18 protein-coding genes are annotated in these 17,093 nt (G+C 66.3%); 7 read left to right on the forward strand and 11 right to left on the reverse strand.

The features are described 5' to 3' along the window. Positions 1-501, reverse strand: a complete 501-nt coding sequence (locus P4826_RS08375; RefSeq protein ID WP_317703387.1) for an outer membrane protein assembly factor BamE — start codon at positions 499-501, stop codon at positions 1-3. A gap of 46 nt (positions 502-547) precedes the next feature. Here P4826_RS08375 and P4826_RS08380 point away from each other — a divergent pair, with 46 nt between their 5' ends. Beyond that, on the forward strand, positions 548-769 hold the full coding sequence (locus tag P4826_RS08380; RefSeq protein ID WP_317703388.1) for a DUF3460 family protein: 222 nt from the start codon (positions 548-550) through the stop codon (positions 767-769). 69 nt (positions 770-838) lie between these two features. Then, positions 839-1,687: a segregation and condensation protein A gene (locus P4826_RS08385; RefSeq protein WP_317703389.1), complete on the forward strand. Its 849-nt coding sequence runs from the start codon at positions 839-841 to the stop codon at positions 1,685-1,687. Positions 1,688-1,693: 6 nt separating this feature from the next. Here P4826_RS08385 and P4826_RS08390 read toward each other — a convergent pair whose 3' ends face one another. Further along, entirely contained in the window at positions 1,694-2,236 is a 543-nt protein-coding gene (locus tag P4826_RS08390; RefSeq protein WP_317703390.1) for a carboxymuconolactone decarboxylase family protein, read from the reverse strand. Positions 2,237-2,337: 101 nt separating this feature from the next. Here P4826_RS08390 and P4826_RS08395 point away from each other — a divergent pair, with 101 nt between their 5' ends. From P4826_RS08395 to P4826_RS08405, 3 genes are all read left to right on the forward strand, one after another. Then, the gene (locus P4826_RS08395) at positions 2,338-3,207 is read left to right on the forward strand and encodes an AraC family transcriptional regulator (protein ID WP_317703391.1); all 870 of its coding nucleotides are present in this window, start codon (positions 2,338-2,340) and stop codon (positions 3,205-3,207) included. A gap of 66 nt (positions 3,208-3,273) precedes the next feature. Continuing rightward, the gene (nadB, locus tag P4826_RS08400) at positions 3,274-4,854 is read left to right on the forward strand and encodes an L-aspartate oxidase (RefSeq protein ID WP_317703392.1); all 1,581 of its coding nucleotides are present in this window, start codon (positions 3,274-3,276) and stop codon (positions 4,852-4,854) included. A gap of 124 nt (positions 4,855-4,978) precedes the next feature. Beyond that, complete coding sequence (locus P4826_RS08405; RefSeq protein WP_317703393.1) at positions 4,979-5,338, forward strand: 5-carboxymethyl-2-hydroxymuconate Delta-isomerase; 360 nt, start codon at positions 4,979-4,981, stop codon at positions 5,336-5,338. Positions 5,339-5,400: 62 nt separating this feature from the next. Here the strand turns inward: P4826_RS08405 and P4826_RS08410 are convergent, their stop codons facing one another. The 5 genes from P4826_RS08410 to nadC form a co-directional block, all read right to left on the reverse strand. Then, positions 5,401-6,024, reverse strand: a complete 624-nt coding sequence (locus P4826_RS08410; RefSeq protein WP_317703394.1) for an aminotransferase class IV — start codon at positions 6,022-6,024, stop codon at positions 5,401-5,403. After that, a complete protein-coding gene (gene pabB / locus P4826_RS08415) occupies positions 6,021-7,175 on the reverse strand; it encodes an aminodeoxychorismate synthase component I (RefSeq protein WP_317703395.1) in 1,155 nt (384 codons plus the stop codon). The genes P4826_RS08410 and pabB overlap by 4 nt, the downstream gene beginning before the upstream one ends. Before the next feature lie 135 nt (positions 7,176-7,310). Further along, positions 7,311-7,622, reverse strand: coding sequence for a DUF4148 domain-containing protein (locus tag P4826_RS08420; protein WP_317703396.1), 312 nt, complete (start codon positions 7,620-7,622; stop codon positions 7,311-7,313). Positions 7,623-7,855: 233 nt separating this feature from the next. Then, the gene (gene nadA / locus P4826_RS08425) at positions 7,856-8,971 is read right to left on the reverse strand and encodes a quinolinate synthase NadA (protein ID WP_317703397.1); all 1,116 of its coding nucleotides are present in this window, start codon (positions 8,969-8,971) and stop codon (positions 7,856-7,858) included. Further along, the gene (gene nadC, locus P4826_RS08430) at positions 8,968-9,816 is read right to left on the reverse strand and encodes a carboxylating nicotinate-nucleotide diphosphorylase (RefSeq protein WP_317703398.1); all 849 of its coding nucleotides are present in this window, start codon (positions 9,814-9,816) and stop codon (positions 8,968-8,970) included. The genes nadA and nadC overlap by 4 nt, the downstream gene beginning before the upstream one ends. A gap of 299 nt (positions 9,817-10,115) precedes the next feature. Here nadC and panB point away from each other — a divergent pair, with 299 nt between their 5' ends. Together panB and panC are read left to right on the forward strand one after the other, a co-directional pair. Beyond that, positions 10,116-10,997: a 3-methyl-2-oxobutanoate hydroxymethyltransferase gene (gene panB, locus P4826_RS08435; protein WP_317703399.1), complete on the forward strand. Its 882-nt coding sequence runs from the start codon at positions 10,116-10,118 to the stop codon at positions 10,995-10,997. Positions 10,998-11,013: 16 nt separating this feature from the next. Next, positions 11,014-11,859: a pantoate--beta-alanine ligase gene (panC, locus tag P4826_RS08440; RefSeq protein ID WP_317703400.1), complete on the forward strand. Its 846-nt coding sequence runs from the start codon at positions 11,014-11,016 to the stop codon at positions 11,857-11,859. 321 nt (positions 11,860-12,180) lie between these two features. Here panC and P4826_RS08445 read toward each other — a convergent pair whose 3' ends face one another. From P4826_RS08445 to P4826_RS08460, 4 genes are read right to left on the reverse strand one after another with little or no spacing between them, the layout of a single operon-like run. Beyond that, positions 12,181-13,683, reverse strand: coding sequence for an Ig domain-containing protein (locus P4826_RS08445; protein ID WP_317703401.1), 1,503 nt, complete (start codon positions 13,681-13,683; stop codon positions 12,181-12,183). Between the two features lie 26 nt (positions 13,684-13,709). Then, positions 13,710-15,863 (reverse strand): type IV pilus secretin PilQ, encoded by a 2,154-nt coding sequence (locus P4826_RS08450; protein WP_317703402.1) that lies wholly within the window; start codon positions 15,861-15,863, stop codon positions 13,710-13,712. After that, positions 15,860-16,417 carry a pilus assembly protein PilP gene (locus tag P4826_RS08455; protein WP_317703403.1) on the reverse strand — a complete coding sequence of 186 codons (558 nt, stop codon included), beginning with the start codon at positions 16,415-16,417 and terminating at the stop codon, positions 15,860-15,862. Before P4826_RS08455 ends, P4826_RS08450 begins: the two co-directional genes overlap by 4 nt. Then, entirely contained in the window at positions 16,414-17,091 is a 678-nt protein-coding gene (locus P4826_RS08460) for a type IV pilus inner membrane component PilO (protein ID WP_317703404.1), read from the reverse strand. Before P4826_RS08460 ends, P4826_RS08455 begins: the two co-directional genes overlap by 4 nt. Positions 17,092-17,093 lie beyond the last annotated feature (2 nt).

Consider the following 17,093-nt stretch of genomic DNA (forward strand, 5'->3'; position numbering starts at 1 on the left):
TCAACGCCCTTCGGGCAGCTTCTCCACGCTGCCCGAGCGCTTGACGCGCCCATCGGGGCCAAAGGTCGCGGTGAAGATCATTTCGCGGTTGGGCGGGTCGATCCAGTTCCAGTCCCAGTCCGTCTCCTGCTTCAGATCGAAGGTCATGCGCTTGGCCGGCTTGCCCAGCAGGCGGCGCACGGCCAGCTCGTCCATGCCCGGCTGCACTTTCTCGAAGTTGTGCGGCGCCAGCACCTGGCGCAGCGCCGTCATCTTGCCGCCCGGGCCTATGGTGATCATGTAGTTGCGGTGGCCGGCGGGCTGGCGGTTGTACTCCAGCGTCTGGCTGCCGTCCGGCTCGGGCCAGATGCGTTCAGGCTCGCCAAAACGGGCGCGCACGTCCTGCTCGGTGGAGACGTCTTCTTCCAGCTCGCGGATGCGCTGGTCGTCGCAGCCTGCCAGCGACATGAGGGCCAGGGCGCCAGCGGCCAGCGCGCCGGTGATGCGGGTCAAAGGGTTCATGGGGTGGGTATCGTTAAAATCGCGGGTTCTGAGAGGTAAACCATCCATGAATATATTCCGCCGCCCCGACTACCAGTCCGAAGTCACCCAGTTCATCGGCCAGCTCAAGGATCAAAAGCCCGCGCTGGACGCGCAGCAACAGGCCGGCCGCGCCCTGCTGTGGGACAAGGAGGTCGATCGCGAGGTTTGGGCCGAGTACCGGGCCGGGCGCGTGGCGCAAAAGCCCTACGTGTATTTCGAGAACTTCCGCAAACCGGGTTCCTTTTAACCAGCATCAGGCAAAACCGGCCATACCGCTTGCACAGCATGCGTCAATAGCTATTAATTAAATAGCGTAATGCGCTCTACCGCCTCCGGGCAAGCGGCCATGCCGGCGCCCGACCCCTCCATGCCCGAGGTGGTCGATCAGGTGGCCCTGGCGCGCCTGTATGGCGAGCCGCTGTTCGCCCTGCCCCAGGACTTGTACATCCCGCCCGACGCGCTGGAGGTGTTCCTGGAGGCCTTCGAGGGGCCGCTGGATCTGCTGCTGTACCTGATACGCAAGCAGAACTTCAACATCCTGGACATCCCCATGGTGGATGTCACGCGCCAGTACCTGGGCTATGTGGACGAGGTGCGCAGCCGCAACCTGGAGCTGGCGGCCGAATACCTGCTCATGGCGGCCATGCTCATAGAGATCAAGTCGCGCATGCTGCTGCCCCCGAAGCGGCAGGAGGGCGCGGCCGAGCCCGAGGACCCGCGCGCCGAGCTGGTACGCCGCCTGCTGGAATACGAGCAGATGAAGCAGGCCGCCATGCGCCTGAACCAGGTGCCGCAGTACGGGCGTGATTTCATCCGCGCCCAGGTCTACATAGAGCAAAGCCTGCAGCCGCGCTTTCCCGACGTGGACTTGGCCGAGCTGCAGCAGGCCTGGCGCGACATCATGCGCCGCGCCAAACTGGTGCAGCACCACCGCATCACGCGCGAGGAGCTATCGGTGCGCGAGTACATGAGCCAGGTGCTCAAGACCCTGCAGGGCCGGCGCTTCGTGCCGTTTGAAGACCTGTTCCAGCCCGAGAAGGGCGGCACCGTGCTGGTGGTCACCTTCATCGCCCTGCTGGAGCTGGCCAAGGAGACCCTGATCGAGATCACCCAGGCCGAGGCCTTTGCCCCGATCTACGTGCGCCTGGCCTATACACCCGTCTGAAGCCCATCAGCCGCTGCTCAGCTTGACCGCTGGAAAGTCCACCGGCACGGCAAAGGCCAGGTTCACGTAGTTGGTGAACAGGTTCAGCGCCACATGGGCCAGGATCTCGACCACCTGCTCGTCGCTGAAACCGGCATCACGCAGGGCCTGCACGTCGGCGCCGCTCACCTGGCCGCGCTGGCCCACCACCTTGAGGGCAAAAAGCAGCGCGGCCCGGGTCTTGGGGTCGCTGGACTCGCCCAGCTGGGCGGCGGCCATTTCCTCGGCGCTGGCGCCGGCCTTCTGGCCCAGCACGGTATGCGCCGCCAGGCAGTAAGAGCAGGCATTGCGGTCGGCCACGGCCACGGCGATCTGCTCGCCCAGCCTGGCGCCCAGCGTGCCGCCGCCCAGGGCGCCGAACGAGCCCCACATGCTCTTGAGCGCGGCTGGCGAATTGGCCACGGCGCGGAACATGTTGGGCGTGGCGCCAAAGGCGCCGTGGATGGCGTCGAGCAGGGCCTTGCGCTCGGCGCTGGTGTCGGCACGGTCTATGAGGGGAACGCGGTTCATGGCAAACCTCCTTGCGGCTGGGCAGTGAAACATGCTGGCAGTTTGCGCCGGCAATTCATATGATTGGACGCATTCAGTCCGCGATACTTTGCCAATCGTCCATGATTCAGACCGATACGGCCGCCGCCGGCGTGGATCGCCTCTCCGCCCTGCTGGAGCGTTTTCGCGTGCGCGCCCACCTCTTCCACGCCGGGCCGCTGTGCGGCGTGACGCCGTTCGCGGCCGAGCCCGGGCGCGCTTTTCTGCATGTGCTGCGCCGCGGCGAGCTGGAGGTCACCCACCGCCCGCGCAGCGGCGCGCCGCGCCGGCTGCGCCTGAGCCAGCCCACGCTGCTGCTGTACCCGCGCCCGCTGGAGCACGACTTTTACAACGCGCCGCAAGAGGGCAGCGACTTCGTCTGCGCCACGCTGGACTTTGACGGCGGGCCACACCACCCGCTGGTGCAGGCCCTGCCCGCCTTTCTGGCCCTGCCGATTGCCGAGGTCGACGGCATAGAGCAGACCCTGACCCTGCTGTTTGCCGAGACCGAGCGCGTGCGCTGCGGCCAGCGCCTGTTGGCCGATCGCCTGTTCGAGGTGTTGCTGCTGCAGCTGCTGCGCTGGCTGCTCGACCATCCCGCCGATGGCGGCATGCAGCCCGGCCTGCTGGCGGGCCTGGCCCACCCAAAATTAGCGCGCGCCCTCACCCGGCTGCACGAGCAGCCCGGCGCCAACTGGAGCCTGGCCACCATGGCGCAGGCCGCCGGCATGTCGCGCAGCGCCTTTGCCGCCAAGTTCCGCGCCGCGCTGGGCACCACGCCCGGCGCCTACCTGCTGGCCTGGCGCGTGTCGCTGGCCCAGGGCCTGCTGCGGCGCGGGCTGCAGGTGCGGCAGATCAGCGACCAGCTGGGCTACGCCAGCCCGGCGGCATTCACCCGGGCGTTTGCTCAGGCGGTAGGGACGGCGCCGCGCGAGTGGCTCAAGGGCTTGTGACCGGAGCGGGCCGGCGGCTCCCTACAATGCAGCCTCCCTTCGCGCGCCCGCTTGCGGCAGACCACCATGGCATCGCATGATTTCGACGTACTCATCGTAGGCAGCGGCCTGGCCGGCCTGTCTGCGGCCCTGCAACTGGCGCCCACGCACCGCGTGGCCGTGATCACCAAGCGCGAGTTGAAGGACGGCGCCAGCAACTGGGCCCAGGGCGGCATTGCCGCCGTGCTGGCCGACGACGATAGTTTTGCCGCGCATATCCAGGACACGCTGGTGGCCGGCGCCGGCCTGTGCGACATGGCCACCACCCGCTTCGTGGTCGAGAACGCACCCGCCGCCATAGGCTGGCTGCGCGCCCTGGGCGTGCCCTTCACGCTGGAGGGCAGCGGCCTGCACCTGACGCGCGAGGGTGGTCACAGCGCCCGCCGCATCGTGCACGCCACCGACGCCACCGGCGCCGCCGTGCAAAAGACGCTTACCGAGGTGGTGCGCGCCACGCCCGGCATCACCGTGTTCGAGCACCACACGCTGGTGGACCTGATCACCACCGCCAAGCTGGGGCTGGCCGGCCAGCCGCGCTGCGTGGGCCTGTATGCGCTGGACCAGGCCAGCGACAGCGTGGTCACCTTCCGCGCGCCGCACACCATCCTGGCCACCGGCGGCGCGGGCAAGGTCTACCTCTACACCACCAACCCCGACACCGCCACGGGCGATGGCATTGCCGCGGCCTGGCGCGCGGGCTGCCGCGTGGGCAACATGGAGTTCGTGCAGTTCCACCCCACGGGCCTGTACCACCCGCATGAAAAGTCCTTTTTGATCAGTGAGGCCGTGCGCGGCGAGGGCGGGCAACTCAAGCTGCCCGACGGCACGCGCTTCATGCCCGCGCACGACGCGCGCGCCGAGCTGGCCCCGCGCGACGTGGTGGCGCGCGCCATCGACTTCGAGATGAAGAAGCACGGCCTCGATTGCGTGCACCTGGACATCTCGCACCAGAGCCCGGAGTTTCTGCGCGAGCATTTCCCCAACATCCTGGCCCATTGCGCAGCCCTCGGCATAGACATCACCCGGGAGCCGATCCCCGTCGTGCCCACTGCGCATTTCACCTGCGGCGGCGTGCTCACCGACCTATCGGGCCGCACCGACCTGGCGGGCCTGCTGGCCGTGGGCGAGGTGGCCTACACCGGCCTGCACGGCGCCAACCGCCTGGCCAGCAACTCGCTGCTGGAATGCCTGGTGTTCGCGCGCGCCGCGTGCAGCTACATCACCCAGGCGCAGCCCGCCAAGTCGCCCGCCCTGCCCCCCTGGGACGACAGCCGCGTGGGCGACGCCGACGAATCGGTCGTCATCTCGCACAACTGGGACGAGCTGCGCCGCTTCATGTGGGACTACGTGGGCATAGTGCGCACCAACAAGCGGCTGGAGCGCGCGGCGCACCGCATCGCGCTGCTCAAGGGCGAGATCCATGAGTTCTACGCCCATTTCCATGTCACGCGTGACCTGCTGGAGCTGCGCAACCTGGTGCAGGTGGCCGACCTGATCGTGCAAAGCGCCCAAATGCGCCATGAGAGCCGCGGCCTGCACTACAGTCGCGACTGGCCCGACATGGCCGCGCCCGCGGCGCCCACCATCCTGGTGCCGCCGCTGCGCTGATTCCATTTCTAAATCACCCGTGTCGTTGTTGCTTCGCCTTGTCGTGCTACAGCACTGCCTGCGGCTTCGCGCCTAGACACGAATGATTTGGAAATGGAATGAGTCCCCCCAACCGAGAAAACCCATGCCCCACCTGATCGTCGAATATTCCAGCAACCTGAGCGCCTACCCCGAGGCCCAGGCGCTGGCCGAGCTCAACGCCGCCGTCTGCGCCAGCCCCGAGGTGCTGGACGAGGCCGACCTGAAGAGCCGCTTCGTGCGCAACGCCAGCTTCCATGTCGGCACCGCGGCCTCGGGCCGCGGCTTCGTGCATGCCCAACTGCGCCTGCTGTCGGGCCGCAGCCCCGAGGCCAAGCAGGACCTGGCCGCCCGCGTGGCCGAGGTGCTGCGCCGCCTCACGCCACGCCCGGCGGGGGTGATGGTGCAGCTGTCGGTGGAGATCGTGGACATGGACAGGCCGTCCTATGTGAAAGAGCGGCTTTGATTTCAAGCCAGATCAGGCCCCGGCGCCCGTCCACAAAGCGTCAACAGCTATAAATAGCATAGTTACCCAGGCGCCACCAAACGCGCTTCCAGCCAGCCGCGCAGGCTGTTGATGAAGGCCCAGGCCTGCACGCGCGGCAGATCGGCCAGGCGCAGCACCGCCTCCTCGACGCGGCCCTGCTCCAGCGCCACCGCCCGGCCCACGCCGGGCAGCAGGCCGCAGGAGAGCGCCGGCGTGAGCCAGCGGCCGTCCAGCAGCACGGCGATGTTGCCAAAGGTGGATTCGGTGACCTCGCCGGCCGCGTTGTAGAGCACGGTGTCGAACAGGCCCGGCGCCGGCGCAAACGCCGCATAGTGAGCGCGCCGCGTCGTCTTGTGGCGCACCCACTCGTCATGCGCCTCTTGCAGCGGCCGGTCTGCCAGCTGCAGCCGCACCGGCTGGGCCGTGGGCTGCAGGGCGAAGGCCTGGGCCTGCGGGTTGCCGGCGCCATCCAGCAGCAAGCGCACGCGCCACAGGCCGCTGGCGTGGCCCGCGGCCAGATCAGCCAGGCAGGCACGCACGCGCGCCTCGTCCCAGGGGTAGCCGAAATGCGCGCTGCTCGCCGCCATGCGCGCCAGGTGCCGATCAAGGTGGCGCGCCACGCCCTGCTCCAGCGCCAGGGTTTCCAGGATCTGAAAGTCCGTCATCCAAGCCCCCGCAAAAAAGCGCGTTTCGCGGCCCATTCCTGCCACTCGGGCTCGGCCCGGGCATCCGCCGTAATGCCGCTGCCTATGCCGCAGCGCAGTTCGTCACCGCGCACGACCACGGTGCGTATCGGCACGTTGAAGGTGGCGTGCACCCGCCCCGGCGCGCTGCCCGGGCGCACCACGCCGACGGCGCCGCAGTAGATGCCGCGCGGCCCGGGCTCCAGTTCGCGGATCAGCCGCATGGCCTGGCGCTTGGGCGCGCCGGTGATGGAGCCGCAGGGAAACAGCGCCGCGAACACATCCGCCAGGCCTATGCCCGGCCTGGTGCGGGCCTCAACGTCCGAGGTCATCTGCCACACCGTGGGAAGCTGCTCGGCATGGAACAGCCGCGGCACGCGCACGCTGTGCGCCACGGCGATGCGCGACAGGTCGTTGCGCAGCAGATCCACGATCATCACGTTCTCGGCCCGCTCCTTGGGCGAGGCACGCATGGCCTGTGCCAGCGCCGCGTCCTGCGCCGGCGTGGCGCCGCGCGCGGCCGTGCCCTTCATCGGGCGCGTCAGGATGCGCTCGCCGTCCCAGTCGAAGAACAGCTCGGGCGAGACCGACAGCACCTGCTCCACGCCATCGTCCAGGCAGGCCACATAGCCGCCGGGCTGGGCGCGCCGCAGCGCGGCAAACAGCGCCTGGGCGTCCCCCAGCAGCCGCCCGGCAAGCTGCGCCGTGTAGTTGATCTGGTAACAGTCGCCGGCCGCGATCGCCGCATGGATGCGCGCGATGGCGGCATCGAAGGCCGCGCGCTCCAGGCCCGGCTGCCAGAACACCCGCGGCGCCTCCCCGGCCTGTGCGGCGAAGCTGCTCTGCGCGGCGCCTGCGGGTGGCTCATGTACGGCAAACCAGGCCAGCGGCCGCCCCTCGGGCGTGGCATGCAGCGCATCGGCATAGGCCGTGTCAAAGGCCGCAGCGGCCTCGTAGCGCAGCCAGCCCAGGCACCACAGCCCTGCCTGGGCCGCCTGCTGCACCGCGTCCAGCAGGCCGCGCACCTCGCCGGGACCCCAGGCCGCCAGCGTGCGCAGCGGCTGGCCGAACGCATGGCACAGCCGCGCGGCTGCCGTGTCGTGTGGGTCGGGGAAGTCGATGATGGAGTTCAATTGAAAATAGCGTTGATCGCTTACCGGTATTGCGCAAGACGCTTCTAATTCAATAGTAAATCAACGGCGGGCATCACCGTCAAAAAAGCGCCCGCAACCGCGGGCGCCTATGGTTGAAGCCAAGCTGTTGCCCGATCACTTGCCGGGCATGTCCGGGTACCTGGCCGCGGTCTGCTGCATGGCCTGGCCGCCGCGCAGTTGCCGGTAGCGCGCCAGGCCGGCCTGGTATTCGGCCGTGAACTGCATGTCCATCTCGGCCGGCGGGTGCGGCCAATAGGTCATGCCGGCGCGTTGCCAGAGTTCGAGGTCGGCCAGCACCTCGGCACGGCTCAGGCCAGGGCTGGCGACCTGCGCCGAGCGGTTTACCGTGGAGTCGCCACTCTGGGCCAACGCGGAGCCAGCCAGTCCAAGCAGCGCAGCCGTCAAAAGTGCAGATCGATTGCGCATATCACATCCTTTCTTTTCACACGACACAGGAAATGCCGATTGACATTTCTGCCCCAGCATTTCAACAGGCGACTATGCGCCTGGCTGCCGGGCGTCGTCGTGCGGAATGCGCACACCACTGCAACGGACGTAAGCAATCATGACTCAAGTCAAGACTGAGTCCGTGAAAAATACAGGGGAAATGCCTGCTAGCACATATCCATCAAGCGCCAACAGCTATACTATCAATAGCATCATGCAGCACCAAAGTGCGGCACCAGCGCGCCAGCGGGCTGGCCGTTCTTGAGGGCGGCGGTAAAGGCCAGCATGCGGTCGATAGGCATGCGCGCACGCGGGATGATGGCCGGATCCACATGCACGGCGTTGGCGCCGGTCTCCAGCACCCGGGCCACGTCGGCCAGGCCATTCATCGCCATCCAGGGGCAATGGGCGCAGCTCTTGCAGGTGGCGCTGTTGCCGGCCGTCGGTGCCTCATAAAACTGCTTGCCCGGGTTGAGCTGGCGCAGCTTGTGCATCATGCCCTTATCGGTGGCGACGATGAACTCGGTCGCATCCATCTCGCTGGCGGCCTTCAGGATGGCGCTGGTCGAGCCCACGGCGTCGGCCAGGGCGATGACCTCGGCCGGGCTCTCGGGGTGCACCAGCACCTTGGCTTGCGGGTGCTCCTTGATCAAAAGCTCCAGCTCCAGCGCCTTGAACTCGTCATGCACGATGCAGGCGCCGTTCCAGAACAGCATGTCGGCGCCCGTCTCGCGGCGGATGTAGTCGCCCAGGTGCCGATCCGGCGCCCACAGGATCTTGTGGCCCTTGTCCTTCAGCGCGCGCACGATGTCCAGCGCGCAGCTGGACGTGACCAGCCAGTCCGAGCGCGCCTTCACCGCCGCGCTGGTGTTGGCGTAGACCACCACCGTGCGATCCGGGTGCTGGTCGCAAAAGGCGCTGAATTCGTCGATGGGGCAGCCCAGATCCAGCGAGCAGGTGGCGTCCAGGTCGGGCATGAGCACGGTCTTCTCGGGGCTCAGGATCTTCGCCGTCTCGCCCATGAAGCGCACACCGCTGACCACCAGGGTCTGCGCCGCATGGTCGCGGCCGAAGCGCGCCATCTCCAGCGAGTCGCTGACGATGCCGCCGGTCTCCTCGGCCAGATCCTGCAGGTCTGGGTGCACGTAGTAGTGCGACACCATGACGGCGTTCTTCTCCTTCAGCAGGCGGCGGATCCTGGCCTTGAGCCGCTCACGCTCATCGGGCGCGGGCTCGGGCGGCACGCGCGCCCAGGCGTACTTGGTGGAACAGACTGCGCCGCCCTCGGGCTGCTCGTACTCGACTTCTTTCAAGGTCGTGGTGTTCATGCCAGCTCCTGCAGGCGCATCGAGAAATCCGTGGCCTTCACATCCTTGGTCAGCGCGCCTATGGAGATGCGATCCACGCCGGTCTCCGCCAGCGCGCGCAGGCCATCTTGCGTGACGCCGCCGGATATCTCCAAGATGGCGCGCCCGGCGTTGATTTCAACCGCCTGGCGCAGCGTGGGCAGATCCATGTTGTCCAGCAGCACCATCTTCGCGCCGGCGTCCAGCGCCTCGGCCAGCTGCGCCAGGGTCTCCACCTCGATCTCGATGAAGGCGGCGCGCGCCGCCACGGCCTCGGCCGCGCGCAGTACCGCCGTCACGCCACCGGCGGCGGCAATGTGGTTTTCCTTGATCAGCACCGCGTCGTGCAGGCCGATGCGGTGGTTCACCCCACCGCCCACGCGCACGGCGTACTTTTGCGCCAGGCGCAGGCCGGGAATGGTCTTGCGCGTGTCCACGATGGCCGCGCGCGTGCCCTTGACGGCCTCGACATAGATGGCGGTCTTGGTCGCCACGGCGGACAGCAGCTGCAGAAAGTTGAGCGCCGTGCGCTCGGCCGAGAGCAGCGCGCGCGCATCGCCCGCTATCTCCAGCACCACCTGGTCGGTGGCGCAGCGCTGACCCTCGGCCACCAGCCAGGTCAGGCTGACGGTGGGGTCGAGCGCACGCAGCGCGGCCTCGGCCCAAGGGGCACCGCAGATCACGGCGGCCTCGCGCGCCAGGATGCGCGCCCGGCAGCGCCGGCCCTCGGGCACCAGGGCAGCGGTCAGGTCGCCACTGCCCAGGTCTTCCTGCAGGGCGCGGGCCACATCGGCGCGGGCGAGGGCGGCAATAGATTCAGGAGTCATCACAAAATCACAGGGCTAGGGTCATGGGGGGCATAAGGATAGCCGCAGCGCAAAGCTGGCAAGGCCAAGGAGGCTGTCGCCTGGCGCGGGCCAGGGCGGCCGGGGTTGATGCAACAGCCCTGGAATGGTGACAATCATTGAATGAAAATTGGGTATAACGCCCATCCACAATGCGCATAAAGCTATTAATATAGAAGCAAGCAAGACCCAATCCCGACCTGCCGGAATCCACATCGCACCACCCACCCCCGCCAATGCGCCTAGACTCGCCGGATTCTCAGCCCATCCGCCACCGCACCATGAGCCAGACCACCACCGCCACCGGCACGCCCTACGGCACCCTGCCCCCGGCCTCGCCCCTGCCCCAGCGCCGCCCCATCAGCCTGCCCCGCCTGGCGCAGATGCGCGAGGCCGGCGAGAAGATCGCCATGCTGACGGCCTATGACGCCACCTTTGCCGCCGTGGCCGACGCCGCGGGTGTGGAATGCATCCTGGTCGGCGACTCGCTGGGCATGGTCTGCCAGGGCCTGCCCAGCACCGTGGGCGTGCAGCTCGACACCATGGCCTACCACACCGAGAGCGTGACGCGCGGCCTGCACCGCGTGCAGGGCACGGCCTGGGTGGTGGCCGACCTGCCCTTTGGCAGCTACCACGAAAGCCGCGAGCAGGCCTTGCGCAGCGCCAGCCGCCTGATGCAGGCCGGCGCGCACATGGTCAAGCTGGAGGGCGGCGGCTGGACCGCGCCCACGGTACGGTTTCTGGTCGAGCGCGGCATCCCCGTCTGCGCTCACCTGGGCCTGACACCGCAGACCGTGCACGCCCTGGGCGGCTACCGCGTGCAGGGCAAGGGCGACGCGGCCGCCGCCGAGCTGCGCCGCCACGCACTGGAGCTGCAGGACGCCGGCGCCGCCATGCTGGTGCTGGAAATGGTGCCCGCGCAGCTATCGACCAGCCTGACGGCCGAGCTGCCGCACTGCCACACCATAGGCATAGGCGCGGGCAAGGGCACGGCCGGCCAGGTGCTGGTAATGCACGACATGCTGGGCGTGAACCTGGGCAAGAACCCGAAATTCGTGCGCGACTTCATGCAGGGCGCCGCCAGCGTGCGCGGCGCCATCGAGGCCTATGTGCAGGCCGTCAAGAACGGCAGCTTCCCGGACGACAGCCTGCACGCCTGGTAAACATCACCACTCCCCCATGCAAATCGCCCGCACCCTCCCCGAACTGCGCGCCGCCCTCGCCGGGCGCGAGCGCCCCGCCTTCGTCCCCACCATGGGCAACCTGCACGACGGCCACATTGCCCTGGTGCGCCAGGCCAGGCCACTGGCCGACACGCTCGTTGCCAGCATCTTCGTGAACCGCCTGCAGTTCCTGCCACACGAAGATTTTGATAGCTACCCGCGCACATGGGACGCCGATTGCGCCCGGCTGGAGGCCGCCGACTGCGACATCGTCTTTGCACCGCGCGAACGCGACCTGTACCCCGAGCCACAGACCTTCAAGATCCAGCCCGACCCAGCCCTGGCGGACATCCTGGAAGGCCAGTTCCGCCCCGGCTTCTTCACCGGCGTCTGCACCGTGGTCATGAAGCTGTTTGCCGCCGTGCTGCTGCCCTGCGGCGGCGGCACGGCCGTGTTCGGCAAGAAGGACTACCAGCAACTGATGGTGATACGCCGCATGGTGGAGCAGTTTGCGCTGCCGGTCGACATAGTCGCCGGCGACACCAGCCGCGCCAGCGACGGCCTGGCGCTGAGCTCGCGCAACGGCTACCTGGACGCCGGGCAGCGCACCCAGGCCGTGCAGCTGTCCCAAGCCCTGCAGGCTCTGGCCCAGGCCGCGCTGGCGGGCAGCGCACCGCTGCCCCAGTTGGAAGAGCGGGCCATGCAGGCCCTGCAGGCCCAGGGCTGGGCCCCCGACTACCTGACCGTGCGCCAGCGGCACGACCTGCAGCCGCCGCAGTCCGGCACCGCAACCGGCACCCTGGTGACCCTGGGCGCGGCGCGGCTGGGGGGCACGCGGCTGATTGACAACCTGGAGTTTTAGTGGGCTGGCCCGCTGAAGAACGGGTACGTCGTCAGGGCGTTTCGAGCATCAATGACGAGCGACGCACCATCATTGCAGCGCTGAAACCAAGAAACTACTGCAGCAAGGAGGGCAGTGGGTTTCATGTATCAGGTCACAGCGGAAATTTGGAAGCCGGTCTTAGAGAACTCAATGACTTAGCGCGGCAAGTATCGAACCCGAGTGGTCTGAGGTTAACCACCTGAGGCACATATGCTCTCCCCAGACAAGCCGGGGAGAGCCATGATTTGCAAAAACTGGGGCAAGGCGCAAGGCTTCAATGCGCCATGCGTCGTGACGCGATCAATTAACAGTCACCGAAACCTTCCGCGTTACAGAAGTCACGCCGCGCTTGGCAGTCACCAAGAACTGATGCGTACCCGCATCCGGGCTGGGATCGGGCGGAGTCGCAAGTGCCGGCGTCCCGCTCACGAAGCCACTGGCACCGGTCGAACCCGCCTTCAACCATCCTGGCAGGCCCGAGAACTCCCAGGTTACGCCGGGAACCGAGGCCGTAAAGGCGTACGCGTACTGCACGCCGGAGGTAGCCGGGGAGATTGCGCAGGGCGTATTGATATTTTGGTTTGCGGGGCAGCCGTTGATGACGAAGTCCTCCGGCTTGACCTCGCGATGGTCACCCACCAATGTCAGCGTCATGTCCGCATCGGCAGGGGATCCGTTTTTATCCGTCACCTTTACCTTGATGCGGTAGGTACCCGCCGGCGCCTTGGGTGTTCCACTGATGATGCCCGAACCGTCAGCCGTCAACCCTGCAGGCAGGCCGGAAACCTGCCATTTGTATGGCGGCACGCCACCCATCGCCTCCAGGGCATAGGTGAACTCCACTCCGTTGGTCACCGTTCCAAAAGCTGCGGCAGACAGCGACAGGGGTACGCTAGCCACCTCGTCAACTGCATACACTTGCATCAGCGAGCTGACCGGATCCTGAATACCGTTGCTGACATTGTTGTCAGCGCGATCGGTGGTGAACTCCAAAACAATTGGGCCACTGGCAGCACCGCTGGCCAACGAGAACTGGCCTACACCGCCAACAGTACGCATTTGCAGCACACCATTGCCAGGACGGCCGCCTTCTTGCAAGAGCGCGCCTTGTGCCGCGTCGCCCATGGGACGAATACGCACTTGCAGGTTGGCAGCGCCGGGGTTGGGCACGGGTTGATTGGCGTCGTCCCAAATGCGGGTTTGGATGGCAACACTGGTCGGCAGGCGCTCCAAATTATTACGTGTCCCCAGATAACCCAAGGCCTGTGCAAACGCATCCACCCGCGCCGGGTTGGCCGTGGCCTGACCCACGGTGATGTTAACAGAGGCAGTATGGATTTTTTTGTCGCGCGGATCCTGCACTGAGCAGGTAATTGTGGAAGTTCCAGCCTTCGTGCCAGCATGGAAATGGAAGGAATTTCCGCCAGAGTTGGAGCCCAGGGTAATACTGCGGTACGAATTGGGCCTGCCGTCATCGTCTTCGTGCTCATCGTCACCGTCAAGGTAATACAAAGAACCAGAGTCCAACCCACCATTGACGTTGCAAGAGAAGACATCTTTTTCAGCGCCCGGTATTGGGCGTCCGGCTTCTAAAGCATTCACGTACAAGGTGGTGGTGAATGGCGCATAGGCGCCTATCCCTGGGAGCTGACCAGACACATTCAAAGGCAGCAAGGTTTTATCGGCACGCAGGCTGATTTGATAGGGTGCGTGAGATTCACCACCGCTGCCACCACCGCCACCGCAGGCACTCAAGGCCGCGGCACAAACTACTGTCAGGACACTCGCATTCAAATTTCTCATGTTCAATTCTCTTGGAAATATTCAAGTCAACGTACAGGCCCACGATCCGTAATGACCTTGGGCGTAATAAACACCAGCATTTCCCGCTTCATGGACTCCTTGGTGCGGTTTTTGAACAGATTGCCCACCACGGGCACGTCACCCAGCACGGGGATCTTGTTTTCCTGATTGGTTTCTTCCATCTCGAAGATGCCGCCGATCACCACGGTGCCGCCGTTTTCCACCAGCACCTGGGTCTTGATGTGCTTGGTGTCTATGGCCACGCCCTGGGTGGTGCTCTCGCCGCGGCTGTCCTTGTTGACGTCCAGGTCCAGGATGATGTTGCCCTCGGGCGTGATCTGCGGCACCACTTCCAGCTTCAGCACGGCCTTCTTGAAGGCGATGGTGGTGGCGCCGTTGGGGGCGGTGACGGTGTAGGGGTACTCGGTACCCTGCTCGATCAGCGCCTTGGTCTGGTCGGCCGTGATCAGGCGCGGGCTGGAGACCACCTTGCCCTGGCCATCCGCCTCCATGGCCGACAGCTCCAGCGTCAGGAAGCGGTTGGCGGCGGAGTTGAAGATGGACAACGCGAACGAGCCCACGGCCTGGCCGCTGGACAGCGATGCCGGCAGGTTCACGAAATTGCCGCCGACATTCACCGGGCCGCCAAAGCCGCTGGAGTTGGTGGCGTTGGAATAGTTGGTACCCCAGGTGGCGCGGTTGCCGCCACCGATGTTGAAGCCGCCATCGCCCCCGCGGTTGGCGCGCAGGTCGCCACCGCCCAGGCGCACGCCCAGCGATCGGCCAAAGGTGTCGCGTGCCTCGACGATGCGCGCCTCTATCATCACCTGGCGGACCGGCACATCCAGCGTCAGCAGCAGCTGGCGCACGTCCTCCAGCTTGGCGGGGGTGTCGGTAACGAACAGCTGGTTGGTACGCGGCTCGGCAATGGCGCTGCCGCGTTCGGACAGGAATCGCGTGTTCTGACTGCTGCCGCTGCCGCTGCCGCCACCCGAGGAGCTGTTGGTGGTCAGCTGCACCACCATGTCGGCGGCCTTGGCGTAGTTCAGCTGGTAGGCCTGGGTGCGCAGGGGTTCGAGCTTGGCGATGGCCTGGGCGGCCTCGAAATCCTTGCGCGTGCGTTCATCGATTTCGTCCTTGGGGGCGATCCACAGCACGGTGCCGGATTTGCGCATGCCCAGGCCCTTGGCGTCCATGATGATCTGCAAGGCTTGATCCCACGGCACGTCCTTCAGGCGCAGGGTCAGCGCGCCGGTGACGGTGTCGGAGGTGACGATGTTGAAGTTGGTGAAGTCGGCGATCACCTGCAGCAGCGAGCGCACCTCGATGTTCTGGAAGTTCAGCGACAGCTTTTCGCCGCTGTAGTTGGGGCCCTGGGTCAGCTTGGACAGGTCCACCTTCTTCGGGCGCACTTCGACGACGAACTGGTTGTCGCTCTGGTAGGCGCTGTGCTCCCAGTCACCCACAGGGTCAATGCTCAGGCGCACGCGCTCGCCCTGCTGGGAGGCGGTGATGGTCTGCACGGGCGTGCCAAAGTCCGACACGTCCAGGCGCCTGCGCAGCCCTTCGGGCAGGGATGAGCGCTGGAATTCAACCACCAGGCCCTTGCCCTGGGTCTTCAAATCGACGCCCACCTGGTTGTTCGCCAGGCCGACCACGATGCGGCCGGCGCCATCCGAGCCGCGGCGGAAGTCCAGATCCTTCAGCGGCAGCACGTCGGCGTTGTGGCCTTCGGCAAACACGGCCGACGGCCCGGCGGGGACGCGGGCGGCACTGGTGACGCTGTCGAGCAGCACCAGCACCGCCTTGCCGTGCAGTTCTGCGCGGTAGGTCGTGGCCTGCTTCAGGTTCAGGACGATGCGCGAGCGCTCGCCGGCCTCGACGATATGGGCCGACTTGACATTGCCCTGGTTGATCTCCACCAGCGAACGGCCCGATGCATTGGTGACGCCGGGGAAGTCCAGGGCGATGCGCGCGGGGGTCTGGACGGCAAAGCCGGTGGGCAGCTCGGTCTGGGGCTCGGAAAACTCGATGCGCAGCACCTCGGCGCCGCCCTGCAGGAAGCCGGTTACCGACTCGATGGAGCCCCGGGCATGCGATACCGTGGCGCTCAGGGCCGCCGCTATGGCGATGCCGGCCAGCCACAGATGGCGGCGCAAGCGCGATTGCTGTTGAATCATTTCCTCACCTCATTTCCCTCTTGCAGGTCCAGTGTTGTCATGCGCTCCACCCAATCGCCCGTGGAGTCCTGGACTATTTCGCGTAAACGGATATTCGTTTCCGAAATGCCGATGATTTTTCCGTAGTTCTGGCCCAGGTAATTGCCCATGCGCACCTGGTACAACAGCTTGTCCACGCTCACCAGCGCGGTCGGAACGCCAGTCTTGTTCAGGCTGCCGACCATCTTCACGGTATCGAGCGGGTGGGCCTCCAGCGGCTCCTTGCGTCTGGCCATCTCGGGGGCGATCAGCGACGCGTTGGCGACGGTCTCGGACGACTCGCGGCGCAGGGCCTGCGTCAGTTTCTGCGGGTTGAACGGCTCCATGTTGCCGTCGCCGGTGTAGTCCTGCGGATGGAACTGCTTGGGCTCGGTGAGCGGCGTGACGCGCGGCTTGGTCGTCGCGCGCAGGTCGCTCATCCACTGGCGCAGCTCGTCCTCGTCATTGCCGCCACAGCCCGCCAGCAGCAAGGCGCCCAGCAGCGCGATCAGGGGTTTGCAGCCAAGGCGCTTCATTTCTTCGCTCCTTTGGCCGCGGCCTTCTGGGCCTGGATCTCTTCGGGGTCGAGATAGCGGAAGGTTCTGGCCGTGGCCTCCATGGTCAGGGTGCCCTGCGCGTCCTTGCTGGCCGGTGCCAGCGAGACATTGTTCAAGGTGACGATGCGCGAGAGGTTGGCCACGTCAGACGCGAATGCGCCCACGTCGTGGTACTTGCCGACCACGCGGATGGCGATGGGAAGCTCGGCGTAGTAATCCTTGACCACCACCTGCCCCGGGCGGAACAGCTCGAACTGCAGGCTGCGGCCCAGGCCGGCCTGGTTGATGTCGGACAGCAGCGCCGACATCTCGGCCTTGCTGGGCAGCTGCTTCTCGAGCTGGATGACGTATTGCTGAACCTGTTCGCGCTGCTTCTTCAGGGCATCCAGGCTCACGGCCTTGATGAGCTTCTTTTGATAGTCGGCACGCAAGGTTTGCTCGGTGCCGCGCTCGGTGGTCAGCTCGGCCTCATATTCAGAGAGCTTGAAGAACCACAGAAACGTTGCCACACCCCCGGCGATCAGCAGGCACAGCAGCGTGCGCGGCAAGGCTGGCCACAGCGATGGATCTTTGGGATCGAGGTTCTGGAACTGGCGCTGCAAGTCGCCTTGCAGCTTGGCGAAGTCGTACTTCGGCGCTTTTTTCTTGGCCATGG

It is taken from the genome of Diaphorobacter limosus, from assembly GCF_033100095.1.
Taxonomy (GTDB): Bacteria; Pseudomonadota; Gammaproteobacteria; order Burkholderiales; family Burkholderiaceae_C; genus Alicycliphilus; species Alicycliphilus limosus.

Coding starts and splice junctions, on each gene's coding strand:
- P4826_RS08375 (WP_317703387.1), bottom strand. CDS start 501: ATGAACCCTTTGACCCGCATCACCGGCGCGCTGGCCGCTGGCGCCCTG.
- P4826_RS08380 (WP_317703388.1), top strand. CDS start 548: ATGAATATATTCCGCCGCCCCGACTACCAGTCCGAAGTCACCCAGTTC.
- P4826_RS08385 (WP_317703389.1), top strand. CDS start 839: ATGCGCTCTACCGCCTCCGGGCAAGCGGCCATGCCGGCGCCCGACCCC.
- P4826_RS08390 (WP_317703390.1), bottom strand. CDS start 2,236: ATGAACCGCGTTCCCCTCATAGACCGTGCCGACACCAGCGCCGAGCGC.
- P4826_RS08395 (WP_317703391.1), top strand. CDS start 2,338: ATGATTCAGACCGATACGGCCGCCGCCGGCGTGGATCGCCTCTCCGCC.
- nadB (WP_317703392.1), top strand. CDS start 3,274: ATGGCATCGCATGATTTCGACGTACTCATCGTAGGCAGCGGCCTGGCC.
- P4826_RS08405 (WP_317703393.1), top strand. CDS start 4,979: ATGCCCCACCTGATCGTCGAATATTCCAGCAACCTGAGCGCCTACCCC.
- P4826_RS08410 (WP_317703394.1), bottom strand. CDS start 6,024: ATGACGGACTTTCAGATCCTGGAAACCCTGGCGCTGGAGCAGGGCGTG.
- P4826_RS08420 (WP_317703396.1), bottom strand. CDS start 7,622: ATGCGCAATCGATCTGCACTTTTGACGGCTGCGCTGCTTGGACTGGCT.
- nadA (WP_317703397.1), bottom strand. CDS start 8,971: ATGAACACCACGACCTTGAAAGAAGTCGAGTACGAGCAGCCCGAGGGC.
- nadC (WP_317703398.1), bottom strand. CDS start 9,816: ATGACTCCTGAATCTATTGCCGCCCTCGCCCGCGCCGATGTGGCCCGC.
- panB (WP_317703399.1), top strand. CDS start 10,116: ATGAGCCAGACCACCACCGCCACCGGCACGCCCTACGGCACCCTGCCC.
- panC (WP_317703400.1), top strand. CDS start 11,014: ATGCAAATCGCCCGCACCCTCCCCGAACTGCGCGCCGCCCTCGCCGGG.
- P4826_RS08445 (WP_317703401.1), bottom strand. CDS start 13,683: ATGAGAAATTTGAATGCGAGTGTCCTGACAGTAGTTTGTGCCGCGGCC.
- P4826_RS08450 (WP_317703402.1), bottom strand. CDS start 15,863: ATGATTCAACAGCAATCGCGCTTGCGCCGCCATCTGTGGCTGGCCGGC.
- P4826_RS08455 (WP_317703403.1), bottom strand. CDS start 16,417: ATGAAGCGCCTTGGCTGCAAACCCCTGATCGCGCTGCTGGGCGCCTTG.
- P4826_RS08460 (WP_317703404.1), bottom strand. CDS start 17,091: ATGGCCAAGAAAAAAGCGCCGAAGTACGACTTCGCCAAGCTGCAAGGC.